Source organism: Kitasatospora sp. NPDC004531 (genome assembly GCF_053602195.1).
Genome location: NZ_JBSGDD010000053.1, coordinates 1 through 14903, shown reverse-complemented (window position 1 = coordinate 14903; position 14903 = coordinate 1). Strand labels below are relative to the sequence as shown.

Below are 14903 nucleotides of genomic sequence, written 5' to 3'. Positions count from 1 at the left end.
GAAGGAAACCCCTCTCAATGTCTGTGAACCGCCTCCGTCCGCGCCGTTCCTGCCTGGCCGTGCCGGGCAGCAACCCGCGCTTCCTGGAGAAGGCCCAGGGCCTGCCCGCCGACCAGGTCTTCCTGGACCTGGAGGACGCCTGCGCCCCGCTGGTCAAGGAGAGCGCCCGCCACACCATCGTGGACGCCCTGAACAACGGCGACTGGGGCGGCAAGACCCGCGTCGTGCGGGTCAACGACTGGACCACGCACTGGACCTACCGCGACGTGATCACCGTGGTCGAGGGCGCCGGGCAGAACCTGGACTGCATCATGCTGCCCAAGGTGCAGGACGCCCAGCAGGTGATCGCGCTGGACCTGCTGCTCACCCAGATCGAGAAGACCGTCGGCCTGGAGGTCGGCAAGATCGGCATCGAGGCGCAGATCGAGAACGCCAAGGGCCTGATCAACGTCGACGCGATCGCCGCCGCCTCGCCGCGCCTGGAGACCATCATCTTCGGCCCGGCCGACTTCATGGCCTCCATCAACATGAAGTCCCTGGTGGTCGGCGAGCAGCCGCCCGGCTACGGCGCCGACGCCTACCACTACATCCTGATGCGCATCCTGATGGCCGCCCGCGCCAACGACCTGCAGGCCATCGACGGCCCCTACCTGCAGATCCGCAACCAGGACGGCTACCGCGAGGTCGCCCGCCGCTCGGCCGCCCTCGGCTTCGACGGCAAGTGGGTGCTGCACCCGGACCAGGTCGCCGCCGCCAACGAGATCTACTCGCCCGGCCAGGAGGACTACGACCACGCCGAGCTGATCCTCGACGCCTACGACTGGTGCACCTCCGAGGCGGGCGGCGCCAAGGGCTCGGCGATGCTCGGCGACGAGATGATCGACGAGGCCAGCCGCAAGATGGCCCTGGTCATCGCCGGCAAGGGCCGCGCCGCGGGCATGCAGCGCACCACCAAGTTCGAGATCCCGGAGGCCTGACGCCATGCAGTTCGGACGCACCTACGAGGAGTTCGAGGTCGGCGCCGTCTACAAGCACTGGCCCGGGAAGACCGTCACCGAGTACGACGACCATCTCTTCTGCCTGCTGACCATGAACCACCACCCGCTGCACATGGACGCCAACTACGCGACCACCACCGTGCAGGGCCGGAACGTCGTGGTCGGCAACTACATCTACTCGCTGCTGCTGGGCATGAGCGTCGAGGACGTCTCCGGGAAGGCGCTCGCCAACCTGGAGGTCGAGTCGCTGCGGCACATCGCGCCGACCTTCCACGGCGACACCATCTACGGCGAGACCACCGTCCTCGACAAGAACCCCACCTCGAAGCCGGACCGCGGCATCGTGTACGTCGAGACCAAGGGCTACAAGCAGGACGGCACCGTGGTCTGCGTCTTCCGCCGCAAGGTGATGGTGCCGACCGAGCAGTACCTGAAGGAGCGCGGCGGCGACCAGCCCGGGCGCCCCGAGCCGCTCGCCTGACACCCCTTCCAAGGCCCCGGACGGGCGGGCCGCCGTCATCGGCCCAGCCCCCACCCGGTACCGGGGGCCTCGCGGCAGCCACGCGCCGCGGGGCCCCCTCACCCCCAACCCTCTTGAGCATTCACGGAGCCGCACGATGGGACGCCTCGCACAGACCGACGGCCTCACCGAGATCCAGCGGGACATCCTCGCCACCGTGCGGGAGTTCGTCGACAAGGAGATCATCCCGGTCGCGACCGAGCTGGAGCACAAGGACGAGTACCCGACCGCCATCGTCGAGGGCATGAAGCAGCTCGGCCTGTTCGGGCTGACCATCCCCGAGGAGTTCGGCGGCCTCGGCGAGTCACTGCTCACCTACGCCCTGGTGGTGGAGGAGATCGCCCGCGGCTGGATGTCGGTCTCCGGCATCGTCAACACGCACTTCATCGTCGCGCACATGATCAACGCGCACGGCACCCAGGAGCAGAAGGACTACTTCCTGCCGAAGATGGCGGCCGGCGAGCTGCGCGGCGCCTTCTCGATGTCCGAGCCGGGCCTGGGCTCCGACGTCTCCGCGATCTCCACCAAGGGCGTCAAGGACGGAGACTTCTACGTCCTGAACGGCCAGAAGATGTGGCTGACCAACGGCGGCACCTCGTCCGTCGTCGCGGTGCTGTGCAAGACCGACGAGGGCGGCAGCACGCCCTACAAGAACATGACCACCTTCCTGATCGAGAAGACCCCGGGCTTCGGGCCGAACGAGACCGTCCCCGGCCTCACCGTGCCCGGCAAGATCGAGAAGATGGGCTACAAGGGCGTCGACACCACCGAGCTGGTGCTCCAGGACGTCCGCGTCCCGGCGGACCGGATCCTGGGCGGCGTCCCCGGCAAGGGCTTCTACCAGATGATGGACGGCGTCGAGGTCGGCCGGGTCAACGTGGCCGCGCGCGGCTGCGGCGTCGCCCGCCGGGCGTTCGAGCTGGGCATCGCCTACGCCCAGCAGCGCACCACCTTCGGCAAGAAGATCGCCGAGCACCAGGCGATCCAGTTCAAGCTCGCCGAGATGGCCACCAAGGTCGAGGCCGCGCACCAGATGATGGTGATGGCCGCCCGCAAGAAGGACAGCGGGCAGCGCAACGACCTGGAGGCCGGCATGGCCAAGTACCTGGCCTCCGAGTACTGCAAGGAGGTCGTCGAGGACTCCTTCCGGATCCACGGCGGCTACGGCTTCTCCAAGGAGTACGAGATCGAGCGGCTGTACCGGGAGGCCCCAATGCTGCTGATCGGTGAAGGTACGGCGGAGATCCAGAAGATGATCGTGGGACGTCGCCTGCTGGAGGAGTACCGGCTCGCCGACTGAGGCACTCCCCTATATCGGGTCGGGAAGCGGGCGTGCGGGCCCGCCGCCGTCCCGACCGTGCCCGCCCCCGGCCTGGTCAGTCGGACCAGGGCGGGCACGGCACTCGGAGCGGTCGCCAGGCGCGTTTCCCCAGGTGCGCGCCGGGCGGCCGCTTCCGTGCACGGCCCGTGACCGGCGTGTCGCTGAGACGTGAATCACCCGTGACCCGGGACCTCTTGGGGAACCGCACCCGGTCCGGTTACGGTCGTACACATAGCAGGTGCACGACTCGGCAGGCAGGCGTAGTTCCACTAGCAGGCGGCTTGCCCAGATACCGGCAGGTCCCGATAGCATCCACCGGGACAGCAGCCGTCCCAGACAACTCGATCCCCGCGGTGGCCCTCGTCCAGGGGCCATTCTGTGTCCCCGCGCGGGGCCCGCGACTAAAGGTCCTCGATGCCCATCAGCCCGTCCTCTCACACCTCCGCCCAGGGATTCGCCCCCGAGGGTCGGCGTCCCCGCGTCACCATCGCGCGCGGTGCCACCCCCTGGTTCGTTCCCACGCTGGCCACCGCCGCCGTGACGACCGCCCTCACCCGGCGTTCCGGCAAGTGGGCCCTGGCGGCCGTGCCGGCCTGCGCGCTCAGCGCGGGCATGCTGTGGTTCTTCCGCGACCCCGAGCGTGAGATCGGCGCCGGCAGAGTGATCTCCCCGGCCGACGGCGTGGTCCAATCGATCGACGAGTGGCCGGACGGCCGCACCCGCGTCGCGATCTTCATGAGCCCGCTCAACGTCCACGTCAACCGCGCGCCGCTGCCCGGCACCGTGACGTCGGTCGAGCACATCGCCGGTGGATTCGTCCCGGCGTTCAACAAGGACAGCGACCGCAACGAGCGCGTCGTGTGGCACTTCGACACCGAGCTCGGCGACATCGAGATGGTGCAGATCGCGGGCGCCGTCGCCCGCCGCATCGTCCCCTACATGGACGCCGGCACCAAGGTCGAGCAGGGCGAGCGGGTCGGCCTGATCCGCTTCGGCTCCCGCGTCGACACCTACCTGCCGGCGGGCGTCGAGGTCGGCGTCACGGTCGGCCAGAAGACCACCGCCGGGGTGACTCGCCTTGACCGTGACTGATCCGGAGACCCTCGTGGGCCTCGGTGACGAGGAATCCACCGACCTGCGCCGCCGCCGCTGGGCGCGGGACCGCGAACTGCGCGCGCCCCGCTCCCCCCAGCACCTGTCCACCGCCGACTTCCTGACGCTGGGAAACGCCGTCTGCGGCTTCCTGGCGATCTACTCGACCACCACCGGCATCCTGATGCCGCACCTCACCGGTGAGTCGAACGCCCCGGTCAAGCACAGCGCGGCCACCGTCGTCACGCTGCTGCTGATCGGCGCGATGTGCGACCTCTTCGACGGCCTGGTGGCGCGCAAGCTGCGCTCCTCCGCGCTCGGCGCCGAGCTCGACAACCTCGCCGACCTGATCAGCTTCGGCATCGCGCCGGCGTACTTCGTCGCGGTGTGGGGCCTGGTCTCCTCCGGCTCCAACCAGCAGTTCTCGGCGTTCATCGCGCTGACCGTGCTGCTGGCGGTGGTGCTGCGGCTCGCCCGGTTCTCGGCCGTCAAGATGCGGCCGGGGATCTTCCAGGGCATGCCGTGCCCGATGGGCGCCATGACCGTCATCGCGATCGTGCTGCTCGACCCGCCGTTCGTCCCCGGCCTGATGCTGATCTTCGGCGTGGCCTACCTGATGGTCAGCCGGATCGAGTACCCGAAGCCGCAGGGCCTGCTGGCCACCGCGACGGTGGCCTGGATCGTGGTCTCCATCGGCTGCCTGGCGGCCTGGGCGGCGGGCCTGCCCGGCGGCGACACGCTGATGCACATCGGGGCGCTGGCCCAGATCGCGCTGGCCGCGATGGCGCCGCTGCTGGTCATCCGCCGCAAGGTCGGCGAGAAGGTGGGCGTGGTCCGCGCCCGCCGCGCGGAGAACCGCGGCTGACCCGCACAGCAGGAAGCCCCCCGCTCGATCCGAGCGGGGGGCTTTCGCGTCACCGGGAGCTCACGCCCCGCCGGTGTGGACCGAGAAGGCGCTGCGGCGGGCGGCGCGGGCCACCGCCGGGTCCGGGTGGACGGAGGCGACGGCCGTCAGGACGCTCGCGGCGCGCGGGTGGCCGGACTGGCGGGCGCGGTGGAACAGGCGGACCGGCTCGCCCGCCGAGGCGCCCTCGACGTGGCCGACCAGCAGCTCGGTCTCGCCGTGGTCGAGGACGGCGGCCGCGGTGTCCACCCACAGCCAGGCGGCGTCCTCCGCGCCCAGCACGTCCGCCGGGGAGGCGCCCCCCTCGTCCAGCTGTTCGGCCAGCCAGAGCAGCGCGTAGGGCCGCAGCACGGCCTCCTCGACGGCGGCCCGGACGCCCTGCTCGGCGGTGGAGCCGGCCACCACCCGCAGCGCCTCGAACGCCAGGCCCCGCACCAGTGCGTCCTCGCCCCGGGCGGCCTCCAGCAGTTCGGCGACGGCCCGGTCGGCGGGACGGGCGGCGACCCAGGCCCGGAACTCGGCGCGGGCCGGGCCGGGGCTGTAGTCGGCGCAGGCGCTGAGCAGTTCGAGCGCGCTCTGCTCGATGTGCCCGGCGGCGGTCTGCGCGACGGTGCAGATCTCCTCCAGCTTGGCGCGCACCGCCCAGTGGCCGAGCGGGGACAGCTCGGCGGCCTCGTCCCGGCGGGACAGCGCGCCGACGGCGGCCAGGCCGTCCAGCATCCAGTCCAGTACGGCGGCCACGTCGGCGGGCGCGTGCGGGGTGTCGATCTGCGGCTCCCGGCAGGTGCCGCGGACGGCGGAGACCGCCGAGGCGGCGTGCGGGACCGGGGACAGCGGGAAGGTGCCGCTGCCCGGGCCGAGCCGGCGCTCGTCCAGGCCGCGGCGGAGCAGTTCGAGCAGCTCGCTGTCGGCGACCGGCCCGTCCACCAGGTGCAGGAAGGACAGCAGCTGCGGGGCCTGGTCGACGGCCTGGCCGGCCAGCTGGGCGAACACCCCGCGCAGCGCGGCGGGCGGCACCGGGGCGAGCAGCGTCCAGGCGTCGAACAGCGCCGACCAGCCGCGGATCACCGCCTCGTCGTCGCGTTCCCAGGCGTGCAGCCGCCAGCCGGGGCCGGCGCCGCCGTCGCGGAGCTCGACCAGGCCGACCAGCAGCGCCTGGCCCCAGGCGTTGGCGGCGGCGCCGACCGTCATGGCGAGGGCGCGGCCGGCGGCGCGGGCGTCCTCCGGGAGGAGCTCGCCGCGCTTGTCGACCTCGGTGAGCTCGCCGGCCCAGCGGGCGACGCGGACCGCGTCGGCGAGCATCCGACGGGCCAGCGGGGCGAGTTCGGCGGGTGCGGGAAAGCCGTCCGGGACGGGCACTCGGCCCCGTCCGGGCTTGGCGGGTACCCGGCGGCGGTTGGCTGCGGGTACGGTGCCCTCCGCACGCCCGACGGCCGTTCCGGGCAGACGGGTCACCGTCGCACCGATGCGGCGGGGCGGGTGCGGGGCATCACGGTCGCGCGGGTTCCGAGACGTCACGCCGTGCAGTCTTCCCCTTGTACGGGCCTTCTGTCACATCGACTGCCGGGCTGTCTCGACGCATTGTCCGAACCGTTCGAACGAGGGACGGACAAGCTGTGGCAAAGCGGGACGAAGCACTCCGCTTTGCGTCATGAACATGTCGCAGACCGTCATCACCCGAGATGAGGACGCGGCGGGCCCGCTTCCGGTTCCCGCCGGCCGCTCACAGCAGCGGGACCAGGAAGCGGCGCACCGCCTCCGTGTACCCCGCCGGATCGGCGTTCCACAGCGCGGCGTGCTGCGCCTGTGGCACCGGGTGCAGGCTCACCAGGTCCGCGCGCTCCGCCGCGAGCCGCCCGGCGGCCGCCCACGGGCTGATCGGGTCGTCCGGGCTCTGCAGCAGCAGCACCGGGGCGGGCAGGTCGGCGCCCGAGGCGATCCGGGCGAAGTCGGCCAGGTCCACGCCGGTGCGGCCCTGCGCGGCGAGGGCGCCGAGCTCGGCGAGCATCGGGGACGCCCCGGCGCGGGCGCCGGCCCGGCGCACCGACTCCGGCCAGTCCAGCACCGGCGAGTCCAGCACCAGCCCCGCGATCCGGCCGCGCAGGGCGGAGCGGGCGGCCGTGTGCAGGGCGATGGTCGCGCCCATCGACCAGCCGAACAGCACCACCTTCCCCGCGCCCTGGTCGAGCGCGGTGCGGATCGCCGCGTCCACGTCCTGCCACTCGGTCTCGCCGAAGTGCCCGAGCCCGTCCGGGGACGCCGGGGCGCCCTCGTCCCCCCGGTAGGTGACGGTGAGCGTGGGCATCCTCAGCGCGTGCAGCAGCGGCAGCACCGGCAGCGCCTGCGAACGGTCGGCGGCCGCGCCGTGGATCAGCACCGCCCACGTCCCGCGGATGCCCGCGGTGTGCCAGGCCGGGAACGCGCCGAGCTCGCCGGCCACCGCCGTGCCGGAGAAGTCCAGCCCGAGCGCGCTGCGCGGATCGCCGAGCAGCACCCGGGCGGTCACCCGCACCTCGGTGCCGACGGCGAGCGTCCCGCTCTCCGCCCGCTCCAGGCGGCGGGTCACCCGCCCGCCGCCGGACTCCAGCACCTCGCCGACCACCGCGTGGCCGACCTCACCCCACTCCAGCGCGTAGTGCCCCCGCCGGGCGGTGTCCTCCGTCGCCGTCAGCGTCACCCGGCCCGGCCCCAGCTCCAGCACCGTCACCGGCGGCGGCGACGGCGGCTCCACCGTCCACGGCTGCACCACCCGGCCCGACACCCGCCGCCCCACCAGCAGGAACGCCGCGGCCCCCGTCCCTGCGGCAGCAGCTGCGACAACAGCGGCGGTTCCCCAACGCATGGCGGCCTCCCGGGTACTGACGGTCCTGTGGCTCCTCCAGTGCAACCGCCCGCGGGCCGCTCGGCGAATCGGGGACCCGCTGGGGGTGACGCCCGGGGCCCGGCGGGGCGGGACGCGAACGCCCCGCCGCGGACGTCCGGGGCGGGGCGGCGGGCGGCGGGCGGTCGCCGCCGGTGGGGCCGTCAGGCGTTGGCCTGCCCGGTGCCGGGGCGCTGCTTGTCGGCGTCGACGACCGCGCGGCCGACGATGGCGGTGCGCTCCACGACGGTGCCGGGCTTGATGCCGCCGACCTCGCGGACCTGCACGCCGCGGCTGCCGAGGTACTGGTGGCTGGTCCGGTCGAAGATCCACTCGGACCGCTCGCCGGTCTGCGGGTCCAGGCGCGCCAGGGCGATCCCGTCGCGGTCGGCGGCGTCCTGCGCGTGCTCGACCACCACCACGCCGGGGATCCGGCCGGCCGCCTCGTACAGCGCGGCGGCGAGGTCGGAGGGCACCAGCTGCTCGCGGATGACGTCGCCGATCGCGTTGAACGCCTGCTGGTCGCGGTCCCTGGGGGTGTTCGCCGTCGAGTAGGCGAACTTCAGCAGCGCGTCGGGGTCGGCGGGCTGGGCCGCGAGCCAGGCGTAGGTCAGCTCCTTGCGGGGATCGTCGCTGCCCAGCTCGACGCCGCCCTCGGCCTGGTAGCCCGGCTCGTCCAGCCGGCCCTTGGTGCCGTCGGGGGACTTCCACACCTCGCGGTCGTGCAGCGGCTGGACCCAGGTCCTGGACTCGCCGGTGTCCCCGTTGTGGCTGGAGGCCTGGAAGGACACCCGGCTCTTGATGTAGATGTACTGGCCCGGTCCGGGCCTGGGCGCGGGGCTGGTGCTCGCGGCGGCGGCGATCTCCTGGACGGTGGAGGCGAGTCGGACGGTGCTGCCCTCCTCGATCTGCACGACCGGCGCCGGGACCGGCCGCGGCGCCGCCACCGCCGTGCCGCCGGGCGAGCCGGCCAGCGAGACGACCAGGGCGAGGGCCGCGGCGGCGGCGACCGGCGCCGCGATCAGGACGGCGCGGCGCAGCGGGCGGCGGGCCGGGGCGGGGGCCGTCGCGGTGTCGGACCGGTGGATCTCGTTCATCAGGTGCTCCTCCAACAGGTGCCGGCGGTCGGCCGCCAGGCGGGGGTCGGCCGGTGCGGGCAGGAGGCGGGCGAGTTCCGCGTGGTCGAGCGGTTCGCCGCGCCGACGCGGGTTGCGGATCATCGGTGCGTCTCCTTGTGCGGCCGGGCCGCGGTGTCGCGGCTGCCCTGTACTTGTCCGGGGACCGGGAGGGGTTCCGGGTTCTTCTTCGCGGCGCGCAGTTCCTCGTCCGCGAGCTTGCGCAGGCGGGTGCGGGCGCGGGACAGGCGCGAGCGGACGGTGCCGACGGGCACGCCGAGGCCGGCCGCCGCTTCGGCGTAGCCGAGCCCGGACCAGACGCACAGCGCGAACACCTCGCGTTCGGAGCGCCGCAGGCGGGCGAGGGCCTTGCGGGCGGCCGCGAGTTCCTCGGAGTCGGCCATCCGGCCGACGAGTTCGTCCGCGAAGTCGGGGACCACGTCGGCGGCGGGCATCCGGGACATGGCCGCGCTGTGGCGGCGGGCGGCGCGGGTCGTGTTGCGCAGCACGTTCACGGCGATGCCCATCAGCCAGGGGCGCGGGCTGTCGCCCTCGTCGCGGAGTTTCCCGCGCAGACGCCAGGCCTCCAGGAAGGTCAGCGAGACCACGTCCTCGGCCAGCGCCCAGTTCCCGGTCACGCGCACGGCGTGGCGGTACACCAGCGAGGAGTGGTCCCGGAACAGGTCGCGGAACGCTTCGGGGTTCCCGGCCCGCAGCCGGGAGTGTGGATGGTTCACGTCATGCCTTGTCCGCTCGCGGGCGCCGGTTCCCGTGACCCGGGTCACCGGCCGGGGCGGCGCCGAACCGGGCTGCTCGGCGCGGCAGTTCGGGCCCCCGCTGTCATGGGCCGTCCGTACGGTGGGGCGATGACGGGCTACCGGTCGAGTGCGGCACTGCTGTCCCTGGTCGAGGCGGAACGGGGGTCGGCCGTGGAGGCGGGCGTCCGGCGGCGGATCGACTGGGCGGTGCGCACCATGGGCGACGGCCCCCGGTACGGGCGGGGCAGCCGGCTGGTGTACGTGCTGGAGGCGGTGGTGCGCCGCGCGGAGGACCGGGCGGAGACCGAACTCGCCGACCGGTTCCGGGAGTTCGCGGCGTACGCGCGCGGGGAGCTGACGCTGGACGCGCTGCGCCGGGCGGGCGGGGCCGAGGCGTAGCTCAGTGCGTCCGGCAGGCCGTGGCTTCGAACTCCGCGACGGGGACGGTGAGCGTGGCGGTGGGGCCGTAGTAGCGGACCTGTCCCGGGGTGAGCTGCGCCAGGTCCTCCGGGGTGAAGTCGACGTGCGTCGAGGTCGAGGAGTCGTCCTCGGTCCAGCCGTCGAGGAGGTAGGTGGTCCGGGCCTCCAGCGGGGCGAGCGGGCGCTCGGTCTCCCAGCCCTCGGCGGGGGCGTCCAGGGCCCAGGTGGTCAGCCCGGGCCGCAGGGCGGTGCGGGCGCTCCAGCGGCCGACGTCCTCCCGGTGGCTGCCCTCGCTGGTGGAGAGGGTCGCCCCATCGATGCGGTGGTCGCAGACCATCAGGACGCCCAGCGGGCGGCCGTCCTCGGTCACCGAGATCCCGGCGACGGCGCGGCCCGGCGCCGCGCACCCCGGGAGCGCCGCCAGCGCGGCCGCCGCCGCGACGGCCGATGCGGCCCGCCGGACCAGTTGTCGCACGGTGTCTCCCCCGGTGTCCTGCCCGTCCGTCCGGGCTCGGCCAGCAGCATAGGGCCCGGCGGAGGCCGTCCGACCTCGGCCCCCGGGTGTGACCAAGCCCTCCGGTGGCTCGGTTGACTGGTCGGAACGGGGCGTGGTGGGATCTTCGGGCCAAACGGAGGCAAGCAGAGGAAGCCGGTGCGAGTCCGGCGCGGTCCCGCCACTGTGACCGGACACCCCGCGCGGGGGTGACCGGAAGTCAGGAGACTCTGGCCCCCGTTCCGTCGATCCAGGGCGCGGACCCTGAGTGAGGACACAACGCCATGCGGGCTGCCCCGTACCTGGTGGGCGCGGTCGCGGGGTATCTCGCGGACGCCCGGCTCGGAGACCCCCGGCGCGGACACCCCGTCGCGCTGTTCGGCACCGCCGCGGGCCGGCTGGAGCGCCGGCTGTGGCGCGACCACCGCGGGGCGGGGGCCGCGTTCACGGCGATCGCCGTGGGCACGGTGGCCGTGGGTGCGACGTCGGCCGCGCGGGCCGTCCGTCGCGCTCCGCTCGCCGAGGCCGCGTTGACGGCCGCCGCGACGTTCACCGTCCTCGGCGGCACGTCGCTCACCCGGGAGGCCCGGACGATCGGACGGTCGCTCGCCGCCGGTGACCTGACGGCCGCGCGGGAGCGGCTGCCGCACCTGTGCGGGCGGGACCCGTCCGGGCTGGACGAGCAGCAGATCGCGCGGGCGGTGGTGGAGTCCGTCGCGGAGAACACCGCTGACGCGGTCGTCAACGCGCTGGTGTGGGGCGGAGTGGCGGGCGTCCCCGGGCTGCTGGCGTTCCGGGCCGTGAACACGCTGGACGCGATGGTGGGTCACAAGTCCGCCCGGCACCGCCGGTTCGGCTGGGCGTCCGCGCGGCTGGACGACGTCGCCGGGTGGCCCGGGGCGCGGCTGACGGCGCTGCTGACGGTCGCCGCGTCGGACGCGCCCGGGCGGGCCTGGCGGGTGTGGCGGCGGGACGGCTCCGCCCACCCCAGCCCGAACGCCGGCCAGGCCGAGGCCGCGTTCGCCGGTGCCCTCGGCGTCCAACTGGGCGGCACCCTGCGCTACGGCGAACGGGTCGAACACCGCCCGGTGCTGGGCGCGGGCCAGCCTCCGGTGGCGACCCGCGACATCGAACGCGCCTGCCGGCTCTCCCGCCGGGTCGGCGTGCTGGCCCTGGCGGTCACCGCCGGCGCGAGGTGGCTGGCGCTCGGGCGGGCCGGGCGGAAGTGAGTTCGCCCGACGGGGCAGGAGGTCCGTCTCCCGCACCCGCCAGCGGGGCCGTCGGCGGTGCAAGTGGCTGCGGCGTGCGGCGGTTTCGGCGTGCCGCCTTCCGCTTCGCGCAGTTCCCCGCGCCCCTGGTCTCTCGCCCTCCCGCGCCTGCTGCGCCCCCGGTTTCTTCTCTTCTCTTCTCCTCCGAAGGTGGCTGTCTGTGAGTGGTGCGTTGTTGGTGGCCGGGACGACGTCGGATGCCGGGAAGAGTGTGGTGACGGCGGGTATCTGCCGGTGGTTGTGGCGGCAGGGGGTGCGGGTGGCTCCGTTCAAGGCGCAGAACATGTCGCTGAATTCGTTCGTGACGGCCGACGGGGCGGAGATCGGGCGGGCGCAGGCGATGCAGGCGCAGGCGGCGGGGGTGGAGCCGGAGGCGGCGATGAACCCGGTGCTGTTGAAGCCGGGGGCGGACGGGCGGAGCCAGGTGGTGCTGATGGGGCGCGCCGTGGCGGAGGTGGGGGCGCTGGACTACCGGGACCGCAAGCCGGTGCTGCTTGAGCGGTCGTTGGAGTGCCTGGCCGATCTGCGGTCGCGGTTCGACGTGGTGGTGTGCGAGGGCGCGGGTTCGCCGGCGGAGATCAATCTGCGGGACCGGGACATCGCGAACATGGGTTTGGCCTCGGCGGCCCGGCTGCCGGTGGTGGTGGTCGGGGACATCGACCGCGGCGGGGTGTTCGCGTCGATGTTCGGGACGCTCGCGCTGCTCTCGGCCGACGACCAGTCGCTCGTCGCGGGCTGGTTCGTGAACAAGTTCCGGGGTGACGCGCGGCTGCTCGCGCCCGGGTTGGAGATGCTGCGGGAGTTGACGGGGCGTCCGGTGCTGGGGACGTTCCCGATGCTCCAGGGGCTGTGGCTGGACGCGGAGGATTCGCTGGACCTGGCGTCGGTGGCGCAGCGTCCGGCGGCGGGCGGGCCGGTGGGGGCGGAGGTGCTGCGGGTCGCGGTGGTGCGCTTCCCGCGGTTGTCGAACTTCACCGACGTGGACGCGTTGGCGCAGGAGCCGGGGGTGCTGGTGCGCTGGGCGACCCGTCCGGAGGATCTGGCGGACGCGGACCTGGTGGTGCTGCCGGGTACCCGGGCGACGGTCGCGGATCTCGCCTGGCTGCGGGGGCAGGGCCTTGAAGAGCCGTTGCGGCGGCGGGTCGCGGCGGGGTTGCCGGTGCTGGGGGTGTGCGGCGGCTACCAGATGCTGGGGCGGGAGATCGTGGACGAGGTGGAGTCGCGGGCGGGGGCGGTGGACGGTCTGGGGCTGTTGCCGACCCGGGTGGTGTTCGGGGCCGAGAAGGTGCTGGCCCGTCCGACGGGGGTGGCGCTCGGTGAGCGGGTGGCGGGGTACGAGATCCACCACGGGGTGGTGACGGTGGACGGCGGGGAGGCGTTCGTCACCGATGGCGAGGGGGCCGCGCTGGACGGGTGCCGGGTGGGGCCGGTGTGGGGGACGACCTGGCACGGGGTGTTGGAGAACGACGCGTTCCGGCGGGTGTTCCTGGCCGAGGCGGCCCGGGCGGCGGGGCGGGCGTTCGTGCCGGCGCCGGACACCTCGTTCGCGGCGGCGCGGGAGCAACGGCTCGACGCGTTGGGCGACTTGGTGGCGGAGCACGCCGACACGGACGCGTTGTGGAAGCTGATCGAGAACGGGGCGCCGGCGGGGCTGCCGTTCGTGCCGCCCGGGGCGCCGGCTCCGGTGGAGATGGGGAGTGCGAAGTGAGTGGACCGACCGATGTCCGTTACCCGTTCACGGCGATCGTGGGCATGGACGACCTGCGGCTGGGGCTGCTGCTGAACGCGGTGTCGCCGGCGGTGGGCGGGGTGCTGGTGCGGGGCGAGAAGGGCACCGCGAAGTCGACGATGGTGCGCGCGCTGGCGGGGCTGCTGCCGTCGATCGCGACGGTGGCGGGCTGCCGGTTCGCGTGCGATCCGGCGTCGCCGGACCCGCAGTGCCCGGACGGGCCGCACGCCGGCGGCGGGGCGGTGGAGCGTCCGGCGTTCCTGGTGGAGCTGCCGGTGGGCGTCTCCGAGGACCGGGTGGTCGGCTCGCTGGACCTGGAGCGGGCGCTCGCGGAGGGCGTGAAGGCGTACGAGCCGGGGCTGTTGGCGAAGGCGCACCGGGGCGTGCTGTACATCGACGAGGTGAACCTGCTGCAGGACCACCTGGTGGACCTGCTGCTGGACGCGGCGGCGATGGGGCGTTCGTACGTGGAGCGCGAGGGCGTGTCGGTGCGGCACGCGGCGCGGTTCCTGCTGGTGGGGACGATGAACCCGGAGGAGGGCGAGCTGCGGCCGCAGTTGCTGGACCGGTTCGGCCTGACGGTGGAGATCGCCGCCACCCGGGACGCGGACGAGCGCGCCGAGGTGGTGCGCCGGCGGCTCGCGTACGACGCCGACCCCGTCGGCTTCGCGGCGAGTTGGGACGAGGCGGAGCGGGCGCTGGCGGAACGGATCGGCGCTGCACGGGAGTTGCTGCCGAGCGTCGAGCTGTCCGACCTGGCGCTCCGTCAGATCACCGCCGTGTGCGCGGCGTTCGAGGTGGACGGTCTGCGCGCGGACATCGTGATGGCGCGCACGGCGGTGGCGCTGGCCGCCTGGGCGGGGCGCACCGAGGTGCTGGAGGAGGACGTCCGGAAGGCCGCGCAGCTGGCGTTGCCGCACCGGCGGCGGCGCAACCCGTTCGACGCGCCGGGGCTGGACCAGGAGCAGCTGGACCGGACGCTGGCCGAGCACCAGGAGCCGCAGGACCCGCAGGGGCCGGAGGGCGGCGGCGGGCCGGACGACGACGGGCCGGGCGGCGGGCCGGACGGCGGTGGCGGTTCGCCCGCGCCGTCGGAGCCCGACCGCCCTGCCGCACCGTCGGAGCCCAACGGGCCTGCCGCGCCCGAGAGTTCGGAGCAGCACGCGGTGCCGCCGCAGCAACGACCGGGCGGGGCACCGGAGTCGTCGCCCGTCGCGGCCGAACGGCCTTACCGGACACGGCTGTTCAAGGTGGACGGCACCGGTCGTGGCGCGCAGGGTCGCCGCTCCCCCGCCGAGACCGACGCGGGGCACACGATCCGGGCCCGCCGCCCGCAGGGGCGGCTGCCGTTCGTCACCGAGGTCTGGCAGGTCTACCTGGCGGTGTTCCTGCTGCAGGCCGCCTCCGCCGCGTTCACGCCGATCT

The 14903-nt window shown here is 74.0% G+C and carries 14 protein-coding genes and 1 riboswitch; of the genes, 9 read left to right on the top strand and 5 right to left on the bottom strand.

Annotation, left to right across the window (positions count from 1 at the left end; genetic code table 11):
- The first annotated feature begins 17 nt into the window (after nt 1-17).
- The 5 genes from ACWEMJ_RS21215 to ACWEMJ_RS21195 all read left to right on the top strand — a co-directional run bounded on the left by ACWEMJ_RS21215 (nt 18) and on the right by ACWEMJ_RS21195 (nt 4796).
- Nucleotides 18-977, top strand: a complete 960-nt coding sequence (locus tag ACWEMJ_RS21215) for an HpcH/HpaI aldolase/citrate lyase family protein (protein WP_452138632.1) — start codon at nt 18-20, stop codon at nt 975-977.
- Between the two features lie 4 nt (nt 978-981).
- Nucleotides 982-1479, top strand: a complete 498-nt coding sequence (locus ACWEMJ_RS21210) for a MaoC family dehydratase (RefSeq protein ID WP_452138631.1) — start codon at nt 982-984, stop codon at nt 1477-1479.
- Between the two features lie 136 nt (nt 1480-1615).
- Nucleotides 1616-2818 carry an acyl-CoA dehydrogenase family protein gene (locus ACWEMJ_RS21205; protein WP_452138630.1) on the top strand — a complete coding sequence of 401 codons (1203 nt, stop codon included), beginning with the start codon at nt 1616-1618 and terminating at the stop codon, nt 2816-2818.
- Nucleotides 2819-3253: 435 nt separating this feature from the next.
- Nucleotides 3254-3931 carry a phosphatidylserine decarboxylase gene (locus tag ACWEMJ_RS21200; RefSeq protein ID WP_400303007.1) on the top strand — a complete coding sequence of 226 codons (678 nt, stop codon included), beginning with the start codon at nt 3254-3256 and terminating at the stop codon, nt 3929-3931.
- A complete protein-coding gene (locus ACWEMJ_RS21195; protein ID WP_452138629.1) occupies nt 3918-4796 on the top strand; it encodes a CDP-alcohol phosphatidyltransferase family protein in 879 nt (292 codons plus the stop codon). The genes ACWEMJ_RS21200 and ACWEMJ_RS21195 overlap by 14 nt, the downstream gene beginning before the upstream one ends.
- A gap of 60 nt (nt 4797-4856) precedes the next feature.
- Here ACWEMJ_RS21195 and ACWEMJ_RS21190 read toward each other — a convergent pair whose 3' ends face one another.
- The 4 genes from ACWEMJ_RS21190 to ACWEMJ_RS21175 all read right to left on the bottom strand — a co-directional run bounded on the left by ACWEMJ_RS21190 (nt 4857) and on the right by ACWEMJ_RS21175 (nt 9547).
- Nucleotides 4857-6194, bottom strand: coding sequence for a hypothetical protein (locus ACWEMJ_RS21190; RefSeq protein WP_452138628.1), 1338 nt, complete (start codon nt 6192-6194; stop codon nt 4857-4859).
- A 364-nt stretch (nt 6195-6558) separates the two neighbouring features.
- Nucleotides 6559-7677 carry an alpha/beta hydrolase gene (locus ACWEMJ_RS21185; protein WP_452138627.1) on the bottom strand — a complete coding sequence of 373 codons (1119 nt, stop codon included), beginning with the start codon at nt 7675-7677 and terminating at the stop codon, nt 6559-6561.
- 182 nt (nt 7678-7859) lie between these two features.
- Complete coding sequence (locus ACWEMJ_RS21180; RefSeq protein ID WP_452138626.1) at nt 7860-8915, bottom strand: CU044_5270 family protein; 1056 nt, start codon at nt 8913-8915, stop codon at nt 7860-7862.
- Nucleotides 8912-9547 carry an RNA polymerase sigma factor gene (locus ACWEMJ_RS21175; RefSeq protein ID WP_452138625.1) on the bottom strand — a complete coding sequence of 212 codons (636 nt, stop codon included), beginning with the start codon at nt 9545-9547 and terminating at the stop codon, nt 8912-8914. The genes ACWEMJ_RS21180 and ACWEMJ_RS21175 overlap by 4 nt, the downstream gene beginning before the upstream one ends.
- Nucleotides 9548-9676: 129 nt before the next feature.
- Here ACWEMJ_RS21175 and ACWEMJ_RS21170 point away from each other — a divergent pair, with 129 nt between their 5' ends.
- Entirely contained in the window at nt 9677-9967 is a 291-nt protein-coding gene (locus ACWEMJ_RS21170) for a hypothetical protein (RefSeq protein ID WP_452138624.1), read from the top strand.
- Nucleotide 9968: 1 nt separating this feature from the next.
- Here ACWEMJ_RS21170 and ACWEMJ_RS21165 read toward each other — a convergent pair whose 3' ends face one another.
- Nucleotides 9969-10463 (bottom strand): hypothetical protein, encoded by a 495-nt coding sequence (locus ACWEMJ_RS21165; protein ID WP_452138623.1) that lies wholly within the window; start codon nt 10461-10463, stop codon nt 9969-9971.
- A 141-nt stretch (nt 10464-10604) separates the two neighbouring features.
- Nucleotides 10605-10734: riboswitch (cobalamin riboswitch) on the top strand.
- A gap of 31 nt (nt 10735-10765) precedes the next feature.
- On the opposite strand from ACWEMJ_RS21165, the gene ACWEMJ_RS21160 reads away from it, so the two are divergent.
- The 3 genes from ACWEMJ_RS21160 to ACWEMJ_RS21150 all read left to right on the top strand — a co-directional run.
- Complete coding sequence (locus tag ACWEMJ_RS21160) at nt 10766-11710, top strand: cobalamin biosynthesis protein (protein WP_452138622.1); 945 nt, start codon at nt 10766-10768, stop codon at nt 11708-11710.
- 199 nt (nt 11711-11909) lie between these two features.
- Nucleotides 11910-13457 (top strand): cobyric acid synthase, encoded by a 1548-nt coding sequence (locus ACWEMJ_RS21155; protein WP_452138621.1) that lies wholly within the window; start codon nt 11910-11912, stop codon nt 13455-13457.
- 44 nt (nt 13458-13501) lie between these two features.
- Nucleotides 13502-14903: ATP-binding protein (locus tag ACWEMJ_RS21150; protein WP_452138661.1), on the top strand; the 1402-nt coding region annotated here is incomplete at its 3' end.

What these genes read in the sequence shown, in the direction of transcription:
- ACWEMJ_RS21180 (WP_452138626.1), bottom strand. Translation starts at nt 8,915, where the DNA reads ATGATCCGCAACCCGCGTCGGCGCGGCGAACCGCTCGACCACGCGGAA.
- ACWEMJ_RS21210 (WP_452138631.1), top strand. Translation starts at nt 982, where the DNA reads ATGCAGTTCGGACGCACCTACGAGGAGTTCGAGGTCGGCGCCGTCTAC.
- ACWEMJ_RS21215 (WP_452138632.1), top strand. Translation starts at nt 18, where the DNA reads ATGTCTGTGAACCGCCTCCGTCCGCGCCGTTCCTGCCTGGCCGTGCCG.
- ACWEMJ_RS21160 (WP_452138622.1), top strand. Translation starts at nt 10,766, where the DNA reads ATGCGGGCTGCCCCGTACCTGGTGGGCGCGGTCGCGGGGTATCTCGCG.
- ACWEMJ_RS21170 (WP_452138624.1), top strand. Translation starts at nt 9,677, where the DNA reads ATGACGGGCTACCGGTCGAGTGCGGCACTGCTGTCCCTGGTCGAGGCG.
- ACWEMJ_RS21200 (WP_400303007.1), top strand. Translation starts at nt 3,254, where the DNA reads ATGCCCATCAGCCCGTCCTCTCACACCTCCGCCCAGGGATTCGCCCCC.
- ACWEMJ_RS21205 (WP_452138630.1), top strand. Translation starts at nt 1,616, where the DNA reads ATGGGACGCCTCGCACAGACCGACGGCCTCACCGAGATCCAGCGGGAC.
- ACWEMJ_RS21185 (WP_452138627.1), bottom strand. Translation starts at nt 7,677, where the DNA reads ATGCGTTGGGGAACCGCCGCTGTTGTCGCAGCTGCTGCCGCAGGGACG.